The 16,886-nt window shown below is 73.9% G+C and carries 15 protein-coding genes; 2 read left to right on the top strand and 13 right to left on the bottom strand.

The features are described from left to right. Positions 1 to 13 precede the first annotated feature (13 nt). The 3 genes from ABTZ03_RS02670 to ABTZ03_RS02660 form a co-directional block, all read right to left on the bottom strand. Entirely contained in the window at positions 14 to 1,324 is a 1,311-nt protein-coding gene (locus ABTZ03_RS02670; protein WP_350511024.1) for a deoxyguanosinetriphosphate triphosphohydrolase, read from the bottom strand. Between the two features lie 184 nt (positions 1,325 to 1,508). Beyond that, a complete protein-coding gene (locus ABTZ03_RS02665; protein WP_350511023.1) occupies positions 1,509 to 2,522 on the bottom strand; it encodes an SGNH/GDSL hydrolase family protein in 1,014 nt (337 codons plus the stop codon). A 144-nt stretch (positions 2,523 to 2,666) separates the two neighbouring features. Then, complete coding sequence (locus tag ABTZ03_RS02660; protein WP_350511022.1) at positions 2,667 to 3,611, bottom strand: PAC2 family protein; 945 nt, start codon at positions 3,609 to 3,611, stop codon at positions 2,667 to 2,669. Between the two features lie 656 nt (positions 3,612 to 4,267). On the opposite strand from ABTZ03_RS02660, the gene ABTZ03_RS02655 reads away from it, so the two are divergent. Next, a complete protein-coding gene (locus ABTZ03_RS02655; RefSeq protein ID WP_350511021.1) occupies positions 4,268 to 4,999 on the top strand; it encodes a GNAT family N-acetyltransferase in 732 nt (243 codons plus the stop codon). Here ABTZ03_RS02655 and ABTZ03_RS02650 read toward each other — a convergent pair. Next, entirely contained in the window at positions 4,989 to 6,254 is a 1,266-nt protein-coding gene (locus ABTZ03_RS02650; RefSeq protein WP_350511020.1) for an ADP-ribosylglycohydrolase family protein, read from the bottom strand. The genes ABTZ03_RS02655 and ABTZ03_RS02650 overlap by 11 nt on opposite strands. 109 nt (positions 6,255 to 6,363) lie before the next feature. Between ABTZ03_RS02650 and ABTZ03_RS02645 the strand changes: the two genes are divergently transcribed. After that, complete coding sequence (locus ABTZ03_RS02645; protein ID WP_350511019.1) at positions 6,364 to 7,359, top strand: putative endonuclease domain-containing protein; 996 nt, start codon at positions 6,364 to 6,366, stop codon at positions 7,357 to 7,359. A gap of 13 nt (positions 7,360 to 7,372) precedes the next feature. Here ABTZ03_RS02645 and ABTZ03_RS02640 read toward each other — a convergent pair whose 3' ends face one another. The 9 genes from ABTZ03_RS02640 to ABTZ03_RS02600 form a co-directional block, all read right to left on the bottom strand. Continuing rightward, positions 7,373 to 7,684 carry a transcriptional regulator gene (locus ABTZ03_RS02640; RefSeq protein WP_350511018.1) on the bottom strand — a complete coding sequence of 104 codons (312 nt, stop codon included), beginning with the start codon at positions 7,682 to 7,684 and terminating at the stop codon, positions 7,373 to 7,375. Beyond that, positions 7,684 to 8,154: a hypothetical protein gene (locus ABTZ03_RS02635; protein WP_350511017.1), complete on the bottom strand. Its 471-nt coding sequence runs from the start codon at positions 8,152 to 8,154 to the stop codon at positions 7,684 to 7,686. The genes ABTZ03_RS02640 and ABTZ03_RS02635 overlap by 1 nt, the downstream gene beginning before the upstream one ends. 84 nt (positions 8,155 to 8,238) lie before the next feature. Further along, a complete protein-coding gene (locus ABTZ03_RS02630; RefSeq protein ID WP_350511016.1) occupies positions 8,239 to 8,712 on the bottom strand; it encodes a hypothetical protein in 474 nt (157 codons plus the stop codon). A 154-nt stretch (positions 8,713 to 8,866) separates the two neighbouring features. Beyond that, entirely contained in the window at positions 8,867 to 9,382 is a 516-nt protein-coding gene (locus tag ABTZ03_RS02625; protein ID WP_350511015.1) for a ribonuclease, read from the bottom strand. A gap of 220 nt (positions 9,383 to 9,602) precedes the next feature. After that, the gene (gene ppdK / locus ABTZ03_RS02620; RefSeq protein WP_350511014.1) at positions 9,603 to 12,311 is read right to left on the bottom strand and encodes a pyruvate, phosphate dikinase; all 2,709 of its coding nucleotides are present in this window, start codon (positions 12,309 to 12,311) and stop codon (positions 9,603 to 9,605) included. Between the two features lie 564 nt (positions 12,312 to 12,875). Further along, complete coding sequence (gene dusB, locus ABTZ03_RS02615; protein WP_350511013.1) at positions 12,876 to 14,069, bottom strand: tRNA dihydrouridine synthase DusB; 1,194 nt, start codon at positions 14,067 to 14,069, stop codon at positions 12,876 to 12,878. A gap of 120 nt (positions 14,070 to 14,189) precedes the next feature. After that, positions 14,190 to 14,972, bottom strand: coding sequence for a DUF4097 family beta strand repeat-containing protein (locus tag ABTZ03_RS02610; RefSeq protein ID WP_350511012.1), 783 nt, complete (start codon positions 14,970 to 14,972; stop codon positions 14,190 to 14,192). Continuing rightward, on the bottom strand, positions 14,969 to 15,613 hold the full coding sequence (locus ABTZ03_RS02605; protein WP_350511011.1) for a response regulator: 645 nt from the start codon (positions 15,611 to 15,613) through the stop codon (positions 14,969 to 14,971). Before ABTZ03_RS02605 ends, ABTZ03_RS02610 begins: the two co-directional genes overlap by 4 nt. Then, positions 15,601 to 16,821, bottom strand: a complete 1,221-nt coding sequence (locus ABTZ03_RS02600; protein ID WP_350511010.1) for a sensor histidine kinase — start codon at positions 16,819 to 16,821, stop codon at positions 15,601 to 15,603. Before ABTZ03_RS02600 ends, ABTZ03_RS02605 begins: the two co-directional genes overlap by 13 nt. Positions 16,822 to 16,886 lie beyond the last annotated feature (65 nt).

The raw sequence follows: 16,886 nt of genomic DNA, 5'->3' as shown, positions 1-16,886 counted from the left end.
GGCCGGGGCGGGTCTACGCCCAGGCGGCGCCGACGAGTTTGGCGTGCAGGGCCAGGGCCGAGGCGTCCGTGAGGGTGGCGATCTGGTCGATCACGGTGCGCAGGGCGGCGCGGTCGTCCTCGGCCTCGTGGTACATCGCGGTGAAGACCGGGTCCAGGCCCTCGGGGGCGCGCTGGGTCAGCACGTACGCCAGCTCGGCGATCACGATCCGCTGGCGGGCCCGCAGCTGGGCCTGCTCGTCGCGCATCATGACGAAGCGGACGGCGACGGCCTTGAGCACCGCGACCTCCAGCCGGACCTCCCTCGGCACCACCAGCTCGGCGCCGTAGCGGGTGAGCCGGCCGGGGCCGTAGCGGGCCCGGGTGGCCTGCTCGGCGGCCAGGCAGAAGCGGCCGATCAGCTTGCTGGTGAGGTCCTTGAGCCCGGCCCGGGCGCGCGCCGTGCCGTCGTAGCCCCGGGGCCACCACTCCTGGGCGAGCAGCCGGTCCAGCGCGGCGGCGAGCTCCGCCGGCTCGGCGTCCCGGGCGTAGCGCTCGGCGACCTTGAAGAGTTCGGCGCGCTCGTCGGGGGACCGCAGGGCGGCCGGGTCGATGTGGCCGGCCTGGAGGCCGTCCTCGACGTCGTGGGTGGAGTAGGCCACGTCGTCGGACCAGTCCATGACGGTGGCCTCGAAGCACTTGCGCCCGGGCGGGGAGCCTGCCCGCAGCCAGCGGAAGACCGGCAGGTCGTCGGCGTAGACGCCGTACTTGGGCGAGGCCGGGTCGGTGGGGTGGGCGCCCTTGGTCCACGGGTACTTGGTGGCGGCGTCCAGGGCGGCCCGGGTCAGGTTGAGGCCGACGCTGCGGCCGGGCCAGGGGGCGAGCCGGGCGGCGGGCTGGTCGTCCAGCGGCGCGAAGCGCTTGGGTTCGAGCCGGGTGAGGATGCGCAGCGACTGGGCGTTGCCCTCGAAGCCGCCGCAGGCCTCGGCGGCCTGGTCGAGGGCCTCCTCGCCGGTGTGACCGAACGGCGGGTGGCCGATGTCGTGGGCCAGGCAGCCGGCTTCCACCAGATCCGGGTCGCAGCCCAGGGCCGCGCCCAATTCCCGCCCGACCTGGGCGCATTCGAGCGAGTGGGTGAGCCGGGTACGGGGGAAGTCGCTGCGCATCGGGGCGACCACCTGGGTGGTGCCGGCCAGTCGGCGCAGCGCGGCCGAGTGCAGCACCCGGGCGCGGTCGCGCTGGAAGGCGGTGCGGCCGGGACGCTTGTCCGGTTCGGGGACCCAGCGGGCCTCGGCGGCGTGGTCGTACGGGATCGGGGCGGCGAGGCGGTGCGTGGTGTCATCCATATGACCCTCACGGTACGCCGCGCCCCCGACACGCGGGGGGTGCCGCGCGCGAAGGAGCGTGGGCCGGGGCGTGAATGGTGGGAGGCGCGCCGGTGTCCGCCGCTCGGGAATCGACCGGACCCGAACGGTCCGCGCCCGAGAAGGTCCCGGGTGGGCCGCCAAGGGCCGGAAGGACCGGAGCGGTTCAGCCCCGGACGGCCTTCAGCACGGCGGCGGCCACCCCCTCCTCGCCCCTGGCGTTGGGGTGGACCGGGGTGAGCCCGCGCGCCGGGAACGGCGGCTCGATCCAGCGGGCGTCCTCCCCCGCGCACATGTCGTGCCCGGCCGAGGGCCCGGTGGTGTCCACGAACACCGCCCCGGCGGCCTCCGCGCGCTGCCTGAGCATCCCGTTGAGCTGCTGCTCCTTCTCGGCCAGGAAGCCGAGGTCGGCCGCCGCGACCGTGGTGCCCAGCACCGGCACGCAGGCGGCCGGGTCGGCCGGGAGCAGCGCCGGGTAGCCGACCACGTAGACCCGGGCCTGCGGGGAGCGGCGCCTGATCTCCTGGAGCGCCTCGGCGACCTTCCCGCCGGCCGCGTCCACCCGGGCCCGCAGCTCGTCGGTGCCGCCGGAGGCGTAGTGCTCCCGGCAGGGCGCGGCCGCGCGGTCCCCGCCGACCAGGTCCTTCACCGCGTCCACCAGGGTGTCCTTGGCGCACTCGGTGACCACCTGCATGAAGCCCGCGTCGTTGCCGCCGATGCCGAGGGTGACCAGCCGGGTGGCCGGGGTCAGCGCCTCCAGCTGGGCCGGGTTGGCGCCGTCGTCGGTCTTCTGGGCGGCCCCGAGGTCCCCGGTGCGGGCACCGCTGCAGCTGACGTCCTGGAACTGGCCGGGGGCCAGGGCGAGCGCCTTCGCCAGCAGGGACGGGTAGTTGACCCCGGAGCGGCCGCAGCCGCCCGGCTCGCCGACCTGCGGGGCGATCTTCGGCCCGGCGGTGTACGAGTCGCCGAGCGCCACGTACGGGCCGGTGGGCGGCGGGGTGGGGGTCGGCGTCGGGCTCGCCCCGGCCGGGGCGCGGCCGGGCAGCGCGCCCGCGAAGCCGCGGTCGGAGCCGTCGTCCGCGCCGCCGCCGCTGCACCCGGTCAGCGTGGCCAGCCCGGCCAGCAGCAGGGCGGTGAGGCCGGCCGCCGCGGCGGCCGTCGGGCGTGTGGTCCTCGGCATGGCGTCCCCCCGGGGGTGCGAGTCGCGGGCAGCTCGGTCCGTACGGCGGGCCCGTCCCCCCGGGCACCGCGGAGTCCAACGTACGGGCGGCGCGCCCGGTGCCCCACCCGACGGCCGGGCGGGGGCCCCGTTCCGCGCGGGGCGCTACTCGGCGCCGCGTTCGTGCTCGGCCAGGAACTGCTCGAAGCGCCGCCCCAGCTCGTCCGCGGAGGGCAGGTCGACCGGCTCGGCCAGCAGGCTCTCCCGGCCCTCGGCGCCCGCCACCGCGTCGTACTGGCCCTCCATGCCGCGGATGGCGGAGCGCAACTCGCCGTCCCCCTGGGCCAGCTGCTCCTCGATGTCGGCGTACACCTCGCCGACCCGCTCGCGCAGCCGGGTGCCGGGCAGCACCAGGCCGGTGGCGGACTGCACCGCCTCCAGGATCAGCACCGCGGCCGCCGGGTAGGCCGAACGGGCCACGTAGTGCGGGACGTGCACGGCGAAGCCCAGCACGTCGTGCCCGGCCTCGGCCAGGCGGTACTCCAGCAGCGCCTGGGCGCTGCCCGGGACCTGCGCCTGCTCGAACCACTGCGGGTAGCCGGGCGCGAGGTCGAGCCGGTTGCCGTGCGGCGTCAGACCGACCGGGCGGGTGTGCGGCACGCCCATCGGGATGCCGTGGAAGTCCACGCCGAGCCGGACCTCGAAGCGCTCGACCAGCTCGCGGACGGCGCGCGCGAAGCGCTCCCACTCGACGTCCGGCTCCGGGCCGGTGAGCAGCAGGAACGGCGCCCCGGCGGCGTCGCGGAGGAGCTGGAGCAGGATCTCCGGCGGGTCGTAGGACGCCCAGTGGTCGTGGTCGAAGACCATCGTGGGGCGGCGGGCCCGGTAGTCCACCAGGCGGTCGTGGTCGAAGCGGGCCACCACCTGCGGGGAGCCCGTCTCCAGCAGGTGCGCCACCACCTGGCCGCCGGCCTCCCCGGCGTCCATGAAGCCCTCGAAGTGCTGGAGCAGCACCAGGCCGGCGCCGGTGTCGCGCAGCTCCGCGTTGGCCGCGGCCACCGCGGCCACGCCCCGCTCATCCAGCTCGTACAGCGCCTGGAAGTCTCGCACCGCGCACCCTTCCCCGTTCTCTGCTCGTCCCGATCCGACCGGCTTCTCGTCCTCTCCAGCGTGTCGGGCCGCGCCGGAATTCCCGTTCCGGCCGACCACCCGTCGGGCGACCCGCCCGGGGACCCTCCTCGACCACTCCGGACCATGATCGCATCCGGAGGGAAACGCCCTGGTCACGGGTGTTCAACAGCCCGGTCCGGGGCGCGTGGTGGCGGTCCGTACCGACATTCGCGTGCCGCGAAGTGACGCACCGCGTTCTGGCGGGTATCGTCCTCTCGCTGCCTCGCATCGTCGCGTCGTCGTCACGTCGTCCGTAACGCCGTCGATCACGACCCGGATCGCTGCTCGGTCAGACACCCACGACGCATCTTGCCTTCACCTGGCCGCCTGCTTCCCTTCGCGCTCTCGTTTCCTCCTCGGCCATTTCGCGGACGCACACTGTCCCCTCGCTCTTCCCGCCGGACCGGTCCGAGGATCCGTGTCCGTTCCGGCACCGCGCCGCCCGTTCCGGGCCGCCGCCCCCCGCCCCGCCCGACCGGAATCCTCCGGCGCGCACGGGTACCCGGAGGCGGAACCGGGCCGGGGCGAACCAGTCCCCCGCAGCCCGTGCCGCATCCCGGCGCGGACTGCGCCCTACGACCGATGAAGGACAGAGCGTGCCTGCACCTGTCACCCTCACCGGCCGCACCGTGCGGCTGGAGCCCCTCGCCGCACACCATGCCGAGGCCATCGCCTCGGCCGGCGCCGAGGACCGTTCGAGCTACGCCTTCACCCCCGTCCCGCACGGCCTGGAAGCGGCCCGCGACTACATCGCCCGGGCCCTCGCCGACCAGGCCGCGGGCCGGTCGCTGCCGTTCGCGACGGTCAACGCCGCCACCGGCCGGGTGGTCGGCTCCACCCGATTCCTGGAACTCGACTACTGGCGGGGCCCGCTGGTGTGGCCGCCGGTGCCGGGCGTGCCGTTCGGCGATCCGGCGACGGCCGTCCCGGACGCCGCCGAGATCGGCAACACCTGGCTCGCGCCGAGCGCCCAGGGCACCGGCATCAACACCGAGCAGAAGCTGCTGATGCTGCGGTACGCCTTCGAGACCTGGGGCGTGCAGCGGATCTCGATCCGCGCCGACGCCCGCAACCTGCGCTCGCGGGCTGCGATCGAGCGGCTCGGCGCGACCTCCGAGGGCGTCCGCCGGGCGCACTCGCGCGGGTTGGACGGCGTGGTGCGCTCGACGGCGTTCTACTCGATCCTGGACGACGAGTGGCCGGCCGTCCGGGACATCATCGAGCTGCGGATCGCCGCCGCCACCTCGCCGAGCGCCCCGGATCCGGCGATCAACCAGGAGTGCCTTAGACCGGGCGGCGGCAGCGGGCAGCTGATGATCACGGCCTGAAGGGGAGCCGTTCGCCGGTAGCGGCGGTCTCCAGGATCCAGCCGAGGACCGCCAGGCCGTGCGGCTCCTGCGGCCGCACCGGCCAACGGTCGTGGCTCGTCTCGGCGAGCGCCGAGACCGGCCGCCAGCCGTTGCGGACCGGGGCGACCACCACCTCCCAGACCGGGTGGCCGTCGTTCGGGCGACAGATCCTGATCGAGCCCTGGTGGGTGTGGACCGCCCAGCGGCCGTCCAGGGCCTCCGTGTGCCTCCCGGTCCGGATGCGCTGCCACTGCTCGTCGGTCCATTCCACCTCGGGTACCGGGTGCGGGCGCGGGACCAGGATCTCCGCGCGGCCCCGGCCGCCGGTGACCGCCCCGGGTGCCGGGAACGCCCAGCCGGGCAGCGGTTCCCGGGCGGCCAGCCAGGCCGCCGGGATGCCGTGGGTGCCGGTGCGGGCGGCCACCACTCCCCCGGTGATCGCAGCGACGGTGTCCATGTCGCCGCCCGCCGCGATCGCCTCGCGCACGGCGGTCCGGTAGTCGGTCAACCAGAGGGCGGCGCACCAGAGGGCGTACGGAACGGTGTCGGCGGCCGAGGTTCGGCTGCCGTTGCCGAGCACGCTCGCCGCGAGCACCCGGTCCTGCTCCGCGAGCAGGCCGACGGCCTCGTTCAGGCCGTCGCGAACGGCGCCCAGCGGGGTGCGGAAGGCCACCTCGCGCAGGAAGGTCTCCGGCGTCGTGCCCCCGGCCCGGGCCCGGACCGCCAGGGCCGCCGCCACCGCGACGGCGATCGCGCCGTCCACGGCCTGCGGGTGGGTGTGAGTGATCACCGCCGTCCGCGCGGCCAGCTGGACGACGGCGGACAGGTCGCCCGCGTACGCCGCCCCCAGCGGGGCGACCCGCATCGCGGCGCCGTTGCCGTACGAGCCCTGGCCGTCGAAGAGTTCGGCGGCCAGGGCCTCGGCGTCGCCGCCCTCGCGGACCAGCCGGAGCATCCGGTTGGCGGCCGGACCGTAGCCGCGGTCGAAGTCGTGGCGGCGGGCGAAGGCGTGGGTGAGGTCGAAGGTGTCGATCGCGCCGCGTTCGCGCTGGGCGGCGTACACCGAGCAGGCCATCTCGGTGTCGTCGGTCCACGGCCAGGGGCCGGGCGGTTCGGTGCGGGCGGCGTGGTGGGCCCGGGCGGTGTCCGGGACGAAGAACTGGGCGCCGAGGGAATCGGCTACGGAGAGGCCGTTGAGCGCGTCGAGCGCGGGGCCGTCGAAGTCGGTGGTCATGTGGGGCCAAGCTCAGCCGCCGGACCGCCGTCTCGTCAACACCATTGCGAGCAAGCCCCCGACGGGGGATGTTTCGCATACCTCCGATCCGGGCGGGCAGCACCCCGGTATGACCCGCGCGAACCCGCTCGACCCCGTCGCCCTGCTCGGCGCCGACCAGCAGCACATCGCCACCCGGGCGCAGCTGCGCCGGCTCGGCGTGCCCTCCGGCACGATCGCCCACCGGCTGCGGCCGGGCGGGCCCTGGCAGCAGGTGCTGCCGCGGGTGATCTGCCTGCAGAGCGGGAGATTGACGGTCCATCAGAAACTGCGGGCGGCCCTGGCGTACGCGAGCCCGAAGGGGCGGCAGCCGCTGCCCGGCGAGGTGCTGCTGACCGGGTTCGCGGTGCTGGCGGACGCCGGGCTGCCGAGCGCCGGGCATCCGGCCGACCTGGTCGAGGTCGACGTCCTGATCCCCGGCCGACGCCGGGTCGGGGAGCGGGAGTTCGTGCGGATCCACCGGGCCTCCGGGGCACTGCCGGGCGGCTTCGAGCGGGACGACGGGCTGTGGAGCGCCACGGTCGCGCGGGCGCTGGCGGACGTCGCGCCGCAGGAGACCGGGCAGCGCCGGTTCCGGGCGCTGTGCGCCGAGGCCGTGCAGCGGCGGCACTGCGAACTCGGCGAGCTGCTGGACCAGTTGCTGGCCCGGCCGGGGGCGCTGGCGCTGCCCCAGGTGGCCCGGGTGGTGGAGGACCTGACCGCCGGGGTGCGCTCGGTGGTGGAGGGCGAGGCCCGCGAGGTGCTCGCCCACGCGGGCCTGCCGGAGCCGCTGTGGAACCCGGTGCTCTTCCTGGACGGCCGGTTCCTCGCGGTGCCGGACGCCTACTGGCCGCACGCCTGCGTGGCCCTGGAGATCGACTCCCGCGCCTACCACCTGCGCCCGGCCGACCACGAACGCGGCCTGGCCCGTGCCAACCGGCTCACCGCGGCGGGCCTGCCGGTGGTCCGCACCACCCCGGTCCAGCTGAGCCGCGACCCGGCGCCGGTGCTGCACGAGCTGACCGCCCTGGTCACCACCGGCCCGCACGGCCCGCACGACCGGATCAGCTGGCGGCGGGCCCGCTGAACTCCCCTGCGGCTCAGGCCTGTCGGGCCCCGGCCGCCTCGGCGGCGGCGACCAGGCGCTGGAGTTCGAGGAGGTGGGCGGCGAGCGCGGCGCGGCCCTCGCGGGTGGCGGCGAGCCACGTACGCGGGCGCTTGCCGACGTACCCCTTCCTGACCGCCAGGTAGCCGGCCTCCTCCAGGGCGGCGGCGGCCTTGCTGAGGACGGAGTCGGAGACCTCGCAGTGGTCCCGGACCGCACCGAACTCGGCCTCGCGGCAGGCGCCGAGGAAGGCGAGCACGGTCAGCCGGGTGGCGTGCTGGAGCAGCGGATCGAGGGCGCCGGGCATCAGCCGGCCTCGCGCAGGCGGAGGATCCGGCGGTCGAGGGCGCGGCTCGCCGCCCAGAAGACCGCTCCCCCGGCGACCCCGCCGGCCGCCGCGCCCCACTGGACGCCGCCGACCCAGCCGACGAGCGCCATGGCGCCGAGCATGGCCGCCGACACGGCGAGGACGATCAGCACCACCGGCCCGGCCATGCCGGGCGGCGACTGGCGCTGGACGCCGCCGCTGCCGCGCGCCGCGAACCAGGCGAGCAGGCCGGACAGCGGACCCCAGGCCCCGCCGAGGAGGCTGACCAGCCAGATCTGATGGGCGGCGATGGCCTGCCCGGCCGCGATCCCGCAGACGACGAAACCGGCGGCGATCACCGGCCCGTACCAGCGGGGCGCGGGGCTCGGTCGCCGCGCGGCCGCTCCGGCCCGCTCGGCCAGGCGCAGCGCCTCGGCGGCGGACAGCGGCGGTGGGACGGAGTCACTCATGGCTTCCCCCTCGGAAAGTGACGATGGTTCCGGGCCCGGTCGGCCGGGTGTCGCGCCGGAAGAGCGTTCCTGGGCCGACGGACATCAGCCGGCCTCGTACAGGCGGCGGACGCGACGGTTGAGCCGGACGGTGCCCACCCAGAAGGTCAGTCCCGCCGCGAGCCCGGCGGCCGCGCCGATCCAGCGCGGGCCGCCGCCGGCCTGCCAGGCGAGCAGCATGCCGGCCGCCGAAGCGGCGCAGACCGCGAGGACCGCCACCGCGACCGGGCCGCCGATGTTGTCCGGCAAGCCCTTGCGGACGATGCCGTCGCTGCGCATGGCGACCCGCGCCAGGACGCCGGTCAGGGCGGCGAAACCGGCCGCGATCCCGCCGATCATGGCGAGCTGCCCGGTTTCGATGACATGGCCGATCCCCAGGCCGTAGGCGGTGAACGCGCAGGCGAAGGCCGGCCCGTACCAGCGGGGCATCTCGCCCGGCTGCCGGGCGGCCGTGTCGGCGCGGTCGGCCAGGCGCAGCGCCTCGGCGGCGGACAGCGGCGGTGGGACGGAGTCACTCATGGCTTCCCCCTCGGAAAGTGACGGCGGCTCCACTGTGCCACTTCCTTTCCGAGTTGGAAAGTATTTTCCACCATGGCGTGGACGGGCGGCCCGGCACACGACGCGGCCCCCGCTCCACGAGGGGGCGGGGGCCGGGAGACGCGGGCGGGCCGGGTCAGCAGCGCGGGTCGATCTCCTGGAAGGTCGCGTAGTGGTCCGCGGACCAGTACTGCTCGCCGGCGCCGCCGGTGACCACGCGGCGGGTGCCGCGGTCGTTGGAGCCCGGGGTGACCACGGTGAACTCGTGGTAGTAGCCGTTGCCCTTCTTCGGGAGGCGGCTCTCGCGGTTCTCGAAGACGATGCCGTCCCGGTTGTACGGGTAGGGGCCGCCCTTGGCGATCAGGCCGAGGGTGTCCTGGGCCTGGCTGGGGAGCTTGGTGCGGCAGACGTCGGCCAGTGCCGGGTCGGCGGGGACCCAGGTGCCGCTCGGGGCGGGGCCGCCACCGGCCGGCGGGGACGGCTTGGGGGCGGAGGGCTTGGCGGCCGAGCCGCCCGCGGTGGTCGAGGTGGCGCTCGCGGCGGCCTTGGGGTGGCTGCTGCCGCCCTTGCCGGCGAGCAGGTAGCCGACTCCGGCGAGCACGGCCAGGATCAGGACGGCCACGACGACGAGCGGGCTCTTGCTTCTGGTCATGCGGTCCAGCTTGGCAGGCGCCGGGGCCCGGGCCGCCGTGTCACACACATGACGGACGCCACACGTGCGAACGGCCGGGCGGGAACGGACGCCGTTGTCCGTTCCCGCCCGGCCGTGTCACGTACGCCGGTTCTCCTGCGCCGAGCTCCGGTGTACGCCCTCCCGACGGGAGGGTGAGCGGTCAGTCGTACCCGCGCGTGAGTAGGGGATGCCTACCCTCTCAGCGCGAGTCGCTGCCCGCCGTCTCGATGGCGGCGCGGCCTGCCTCCAGGCGCGCCACCGGGATCCGGAAGGGGGAGCAGGAGACGTAGTCCAGCCCCACCTCGTGGAAGAAGTGCACCGACTCCGGGTCGCCGCCGTGCTCGCCGCAGACGCCGAGCTTGAGGTCGGGGCGGGTGGCCCGGCCGGCCTCGACGGCGTGCTTGACCAGCGCGCCGACGCCGTCGCGGTCGATGGTCTCGAACGGGGAGACCCCGAAGATGCCCTTCTCCAGGTAGGCGGTGAAGAACGAGGCCTCCACGTCGTCCCGGGAGAAGCCCCAGACCGTCTGGGTCAGGTCGTTGGTGCCGAAGGAGAAGAACTCGGCGGCCTCGGCGATCTGACCGGCGGTCACCGCGGCGCGCGGCAGCTCGATCATGGTGCCGAGCTTGATGTCCAGCGTGACGCCGGTGGTCTGGGCGACCTCGGCGAGCACCCGCTCGCACTCGTCGCGGACCAGTTCCAGCTCCTGGACGGTGCCGACCAGCGGGATCATCACCTCGGGGCGCGGGTCCCCGCCGGCCAGCCGGCGCTCGGCGGCGGCCTCGGCGATGGCCCGGACCTGCATGCCGAACAGGCCGGGGATGACCAGGCCGAGGCGCACGCCGCGCAGGCCCAGCATCGGGTTCTGCTCGTGCAGCTTGTGCACCGCCTGGAGCAGCCGCAGGTCGTTCTCGTTGGGGTCCTTGCGGGCCTCGGCGAGGGCGACGCGCACCGACAGCTCGGTGATGTCGGGCAGGAACTCGTGCAGCGGCGGGTCGAGCAGGCGCACGGTGACCGGCAGCCCGTCCATCGCCTGGAAGAGCTCCAGGAAGTCGCCCTTCTGCAGCGGCAGCAGGGTGGAGAGCGCCAGCTCCCGGTCCTTGTCGTTGTCCGCCAGGATCAGGTGCTCGACCTCCTTGCGGCGCTCCTCGCCCAGGAACATGTGCTCGGTGCGGCACAGGCCGATGCCCTGGGCGCCGTAGCGGCGGGCGCGCCCGCCGTCCTCGGCCTGGTCGGCGTTGGCGCGCACGGCGAGCCGGCGGCGGACGTCGGCGTGCGACATCAGCCGGTGGACGGCCTGGACCAGTCCGCCCTGGACGTCGGCGCCGGCGTGCAGGGTGCCCTCGAAGTACTCGACCACGGGGGACGGCAGGACCGGTACCTCACCGAGGTAGACCTTGCCGGTGGCGCCGTCGATCGAGACCACGTCGCCCTCGTGGACCACCAGGCCGTCGGCGGTGGTGAACTTGCGCGACTTGGTGTCGACCTCCAGCTCCTCGGCGCCGCAGACACAGGTCTTGCCCATGCCGCGGGCGACGACGGCGGCGTGCGAGGTCTTGCCGCCGCGCGAGGTGAGGATGCCCTCGGCGGCGATCATGCCGTCCAGGTCGTCCGGGTTGGTCTCCCGGCGGACCAGGATGACCTTCTCGCCGGAGCGGGACCACTTGACGGCGGTGTACGAGTCGAAGACGACCTTGCCGATCGCGGCGCCGGGCGAGGCCGCCAGGCCCCAGCCGATCTGCTTGGACTCGGCGGTCGGGGCGAAGCGCGGGAACATCAGCTGGGCCAGCTGGCCGCCGGTGACCCGCATCAGGGCCTCGTCCAGGTCGATCAGGCCCTGGTCGACCAGCTGGACGGCGATCCGGAAGGCGGCCGCGGCGGTGCGCTTGCCGACCCGGGTCTGCAGCATCCAGAGCTTGCCGCGCTCGATGGTGAACTCGATGTCGCAGAGGTCGCGGTAGTGGTTCTCGAGCTTGTGCATGATCGCCATCAGCTCGTCGTACGACTTCTTGTCGAGCTTCTCCAGCTCGGACAGCTGCAGGGTGTTGCGGATGCCGGCCACCACGTCCTCGCCCTGGGCGTTGGACAGGTAGTCGCCGTAGACGCCCTGGGCGCCGGTGGAGGGGTCGCGGGTGAAGGCGACGCCGGTGCCGGAGTCCTCGCCGAGGTTGCCGAAGACCATGGTGCAGACGTTGACCGCGGTGCCCAGGTCGTTCGGGATGCGCTCCTGGCGGCGGTACAGCCGGGCGCGGTCGCCGTTCCAGGAGTGGAAGACGGCGTGGATGGCGAGGTCCATCTGCTCGCGCGGGTCCTGCGGGAAGGCCCGGCCGGTCTCGCGCTCGACGATGCCCTTGAACACCTCGACCAGTTCCCGGAGGTCGGAAGCGTCCAGGTCCAGGTCGTTGACGGTGCCCTTGGCGTGCTTGGCCTCGTCCAGGGCCTCCTCGAACAGCTCGCCCTCGACGCCCAGCACGGTCTTGCCGAACATCTGGACCAGGCGGCGGTAGGAGTCCCAGGCGAAGCGCTCGTTGCCGGACTGGGCGGCCAGACCGGCCACCGAGGCGTCGGAGAGGCCGATGTTGAGGACGGTGTCCATCATGCCGGGCATGGAGAACTTGGCCCCGGAGCGCACGGAGACCAGGAGCGGGTTGTCGGCCTGGCCGAGCTTCTTGCCCATCTCCTGCTCCAGCGCCTCCAGGTGGGCGCTGATCTCCTGGTGCAGCGAGGAGGGCTCGCTACCGGTCTGCAGGAAGACCTTGCAGGCCTCGGTGGTGATGGTGAACCCCGGAGGCACGGGGAGGCCCAGATTGGTCATCTCGGCCAGGTTCGCGCCCTTGCCGCCGAGAAGGTCCTTGAGGTCCTTGTTTCCTTCAGTGAAGGAGTAAACAAACTTCTGCTGGGACGGCACGGGTCGGTCTCCTCGTACGCGGTTGCCCTGACGCCGGAGAACATACCCATTTCGAAGGCACTTCTCTGCCCTGAATAGGCCACACGAGGCCGGTACCCGGCGGTAACCCGCTAGATCGAATGCGCATAAAGGCGTTCACCTCTGTTGGTGAAATCGTCCCCCTGACGCTAGCCAGCCTTCAAGTCCTGAAGACAAGGAAACGGGAAGATCGCTCGATTCGGACGCTGGGTAGCGACCGCGGGTCGGTCGCGTTGCCCCGGCTTGATTTCCTGCACCCGGATCGGGCGATCGGCGTCGAACCGGCTTCGGGAAGCGATTCACACGCGACCTGTCCATTTCGTCCACTGACCGGGTGTCAGTCGCCGCCGTGTGTGGCAAGCGTCACCAGCGCGTCCCGTGCCTCGAACGTAGGACGCCTGCGCCAATCGTCGCACTACGTCCAGGAACGTGCTCGTTCCGTGACATCGGGACGCCGAAAAGGAGCCCTCCTGTCCAGGATGGACAAGAGGGCCGGGACCGGGTGGCCAGCGGCCCCGAGGGGCCAATTTCGACGGATCGTCTAGATCATCCGCCGGAGGTGTCCGATTCGGCGTCCTCGCCCGGGCGGGCACAGTCGTACGGATCGTCCAACCAGCCCTCGGGCAGGACCACCCGGCCGTTGCCGCTGGTGCGTCCGCGCGGGCCGTCCGCGCCGATCGGCCAGGTCTGGGTCTGCTCCACCAGGGCGAGGGTTTCGGCCAGCTCGGCCAGCGAGGAGGAGTTGGCGAGCCGCACCCGCAGCTCGGAGCCGACCGAGAAGCCCTTGGTGTACCAGGCGACGTGCTTGCGGAAGTCGATCACGCCGCGCGCCTCGTCGCCGATCCACTCGCCGAGCAGCTGGGCGTGGCGCACCATCGCCCGGGCCACGTAGCCGAAGTCGGGACGGGCGTAGTCCACGTCGCCCTCGAAGATCGACACCAGGTCCTTGAACAGCCACGGCCGGCCCAGGCAGCCGCGGCCCACGACCACGCCGTCGCAGCCGGTCCCGCGCATCATCCGCAGCGCGTCGTCGGCCGACCAGATGTCCCCGTTGCCCAGCACCGGGACGTGCGCCGGCACGGCCTCGCGCAGCCGGGCGATCGCCGACCAGTCGGCCGTCCCGCCGTAGTGCTGGGCGGCGGTGCGCCCGTGCAGGGCGATCGCGGCCACGCCCTCCTCGGCGCCGATCCGGCCGGCGTCCAGGTAGGTGAGGTGGTCGTCGTCGATGCCCTTGCGCATCTTCATGGTCACCGGCAGGTCCCCGGCGTTGGCCACGGCCTCGCGCAGGATCTCGCGCAGCAGGTTGCGCTTGTACGGCAGGGCCGAGCCGCCGCCCTTGCGGGTCACCTTGGGGACGGGACAGCCGAAGTTGAGGTCGATGTGGTCGGCCAGGCCCTCGTCCGAGATCATCCGGGCCGCCTTGCCGACGGTCACCGGGTCCACCCCGTACAGCTGGATCGAGCGCGGCTTCTCGCTCGGGTCGAACCTGATCAGCTGCATGGTCTTGGCATTGCGCTCGACCAGCGCCCGGGTGGTGATCATCTCCGAGACGTACAGGCCCTTGCCACCGCTCTGCTCCCGGCACAGGGTGCGGAACGGCGCGTTGGTGATGCCGGCCATCGGCGCCAGCACGACGGGCGGCCACACCCGGATCGGGCCGATGTCCAGCGGCGCGAACTCGGTCGCGGCCGGGGGTGCCGGCTCGGTCGCGGGCGCGGTGGGGGCGGGCGTGGCAGTCATGCGCGGCTGACCTCGGGTCGGGGGACGGGACTCTCCATTGTCCCCCACCCGCTCACCCGCCCGGGCTAGGTCCTGTCCGGCCGATCCTGCCGGGCAGGACCTAGGGATGTCGGACCCGCCCTACCCCGCGTCGGAGCGGTAGCCGATGTCCAGGGAGCCCGAGCCGACCTCGGCCTCCAGGCTGTCGGCACTGGCCGCGTCACCCAGGGCCGGATCGATGGTGCTGCTGCCCGAACCCGTCCCGCCGCTGATCCGGTAGTGGCTCCCCCGCGGCAGGGCCAGGGTCACCGAGCCGGACCGGGCGCTCACCCGGACGTCCTGCGGCGCCGACCGGAAGGACAGGTCCACCGCCCCGGAGGAGCTGGACACGTCCGCCCGGGAACCGGAGAGGTCCGTCCCCTGGGTCATCCCGGAGGTGGTGCGGGCGTGGACCGGGCCGGACAGCCGGCTCAGCAGGATCGAACCGGAGGTGCCGTCCAGCCGGACCTCGCCGGTGAGGTCCGACACCTCGACCGACCCGGAGGTCATCGAACCGGAGACCGCGGTGTCGGCCGGCACCTCCAGCTCGATCTGGGCGCCGCAGTTGTAGAAGGGCAGCGAGCGCCGGCACTCCACGCCGACGGTCATCGTGTCGCCCACGACGTCGGCCCGCACCTTCGGCTCGGAGACCGTCCAGTCCAGGTTCTTGCGCACCACGACCCGGCCCGCCACGCCCGGCCTGATCCGCACCGACGCGCTGCTGGTGGCGAGCTGCAGCCGGTGCACGTCGGTGACGTACGTCTGCTGCTCGGTCCGCGACTGCCGGGCCACCAGGGCCAGGGTCTGCGCCCCTCCCATGACCACCACGAACACCACGGTGAGGACCCCGGCGAGCCGCCACGCCCGGGTGGCCCGCGCGCTCATGTGATCTCCAGGAAGCGCAGCACCGCCATCACCCGGCGGTGGCTGTCGTCGGCCTGCGGCAGGTCCAGCTTGGTGAAGATCGAGTTGATGTGCTTGGCCACCGCACTGTCGCTGACCACCAGCGAGGCCGCGATGGCCGCGTTGGACCGGCCCTCCGCCATCAGCGAGAGCACGTCCCGCTCGCGCGGGGTCAGCTTCTCCAGCGGGTCCCGGTGGCGGCGCACCAGCAGCTGGGCCACCACCTCCGGGTCCAGCGCGGTGCCGCCCTCGGCGACCCGCTGCAGCGCGTCCACGAAGTCGTCCACATTGGCCACCCGCTGCTTCAACAGGTAGCCGACCCCGCTGGTGTTGGTGGCCAGCAGGTCCGCGGCGTAGCGCTCCTCCACGAACTGGGAGAGCAGCAGCACGGCGGTGTCCGGCCACTGCCGCCGGATCACCATCGCGGCCTTCACCCCCTCGTCGTGGAAGCCCGGGGGCATCCGGACGTCCGCGACCACCACCCCCGGGCGGTGCTCCTCCACGGCGGCCAGCAGCTCGACGGCGTCCCCGACGGCGGCCACCACCTCGAACCCCACCGCCTCCAGGACCTTGACCAGGCCGGCCCTCAGCAGGACCGAGTCCTCGGCGATCACAGCACGCACGGCAACTCCACGGTGATGGTGGTGGGACCCCCGAGGGGGCTGAGAACGGACAGCGTCCCGTCGACCGAGGCGGCGCGCTTGCGCAGACCGGTGAGCCCGGTGCCCCGCGAGGGGTCCGCGCCGCCCACGCCGTCGTCGCCGATGACCAGCCGCAGCCGGCCGCCGGCCGTCCGCACCGAGACGTCGACCTGCTTCGCCCGGGCGTGCTTGGCCACGTTGGTGAGCGCCTCGGAGACGGTGAAGTAGGCGACCGCCTCGACGGTGGGGGCGATCCGCTCGGACAGCTCGACGTCCAGCCGCACCGGCAGCGGGGCCCGGGCGGCGATGCCGGACAGCGCCGCGTCCAGACCGCGGTCCTCCAGCACCGCCGGGTGCAGGCCGCGGACCAGGTCGCGCAGCTCGTCGATGGCGGCCTGGGCCTCCTCGTGCGCGGCGACGATCACCTGCATGGCGTCCGGCGGACAGTCCTTGAGGGTGCGCCGGGCCAGGCCCAGGTTCATCGCGAGCGAGGTCAGCCGCTGCTGGGCGCCGTCGTGCAGGTCCCGCTCGATCCGGCGGCGCTCGGCGTCCACCGCGTCCACCAGGCCGGCCCGGCTCTCCGCGATCTCCTCGACCCGCTGCTCCAGCTGCTCCGCCCGGTTCGGGCCGAGCAGCAGCCGGGCCGCCCGCACCTCCAGCCAGGCGGACAGCGTGGTCAGCCAGGGCGTCACCACCAGCAGCAGCACGCCGGTCACCGTGAGCAGCACGTCCAGGCCGGCCAGCTCGCCGCGCAGTCCCGCTTCGAGCGGCAGCATCCAGACCCAGGCGTACACGGTGGTCAGCACCAGGGCGACGCCCCAGAGGTAGCCGCAGGCCAGCGCGCCGAGCGCCAGGACCGGACCGACCAGCAGGTGGTAGGTGATCTGGCGCCAGGCCAGACCGAGGCGCAGCCGACCCAGCCGCAGGGCCGCGGACCTGCCGGGCGGCGGCAGCTCCACCCCGTACAGGGCACGCAGCCGGCCGCGCTGGAGGGCGGTGAGCCAGGAGGTGGCGGCCAGCACGACCGCGAGGAGCGGGAAGAGCAGGGAGGAATCGGTCAGGGCCAGCCAGACCGGGGCGGCGACGGGTATTCCGGCGGCTGTGAAGCGGGTCTCCCGCCAGACCTCGGGCGACCACGGAGGTCTGCCGAGGCTCCTGACGAGCGCTCGGCGCAACGTGGTGGAGGGCATGCCGGACAGCGTAGGGCCAGGTGATCAACAGTCACCATGAAGGGGGGTCCCGGTTCGGGGTGTAT

The sequence above is a fragment of the Kitasatospora sp. NPDC096077 genome, from assembly GCF_040303245.1.
In the GTDB taxonomy this organism is placed as follows: Bacteria; Actinomycetota; Actinomycetes; order Streptomycetales; family Streptomycetaceae; genus Kitasatospora.
This window is presented reverse-complemented; position numbering and strand designations above follow the sequence as displayed.

Excerpts from the sequence above, each read along its gene's own strand:
- ABTZ03_RS02670 (WP_350511024.1), bottom strand. The coding sequence starts at position 1,324 with ATGGATGACACCACGCACCGCCTCGCCGCCCCGATCCCGTACGACCAC.
- ABTZ03_RS02665 (WP_350511023.1), bottom strand. The coding sequence starts at position 2,522 with ATGCCGAGGACCACACGCCCGACGGCCGCCGCGGCGGCCGGCCTCACC.
- ABTZ03_RS02650 (WP_350511020.1), bottom strand. The coding sequence starts at position 6,254 with ATGACCACCGACTTCGACGGCCCCGCGCTCGACGCGCTCAACGGCCTC.
- ABTZ03_RS02645 (WP_350511019.1), top strand. The coding sequence starts at position 6,364 with ATGACCCGCGCGAACCCGCTCGACCCCGTCGCCCTGCTCGGCGCCGAC.
- ABTZ03_RS02640 (WP_350511018.1), bottom strand. The coding sequence starts at position 7,684 with ATGCCCGGCGCCCTCGATCCGCTGCTCCAGCACGCCACCCGGCTGACC.
- ABTZ03_RS02635 (WP_350511017.1), bottom strand. The coding sequence starts at position 8,154 with ATGAGTGACTCCGTCCCACCGCCGCTGTCCGCCGCCGAGGCGCTGCGC.
- ABTZ03_RS02630 (WP_350511016.1), bottom strand. The coding sequence starts at position 8,712 with ATGAGTGACTCCGTCCCACCGCCGCTGTCCGCCGCCGAGGCGCTGCGC.
- ABTZ03_RS02625 (WP_350511015.1), bottom strand. The coding sequence starts at position 9,382 with ATGACCAGAAGCAAGAGCCCGCTCGTCGTCGTGGCCGTCCTGATCCTG.
- dusB (WP_350511013.1), bottom strand. The coding sequence starts at position 14,069 with ATGACTGCCACGCCCGCCCCCACCGCGCCCGCGACCGAGCCGGCACCC.
- ABTZ03_RS02610 (WP_350511012.1), bottom strand. The coding sequence starts at position 14,972 with ATGAGCGCGCGGGCCACCCGGGCGTGGCGGCTCGCCGGGGTCCTCACC.
- ABTZ03_RS02600 (WP_350511010.1), bottom strand. The coding sequence starts at position 16,821 with ATGCCCTCCACCACGTTGCGCCGAGCGCTCGTCAGGAGCCTCGGCAGA.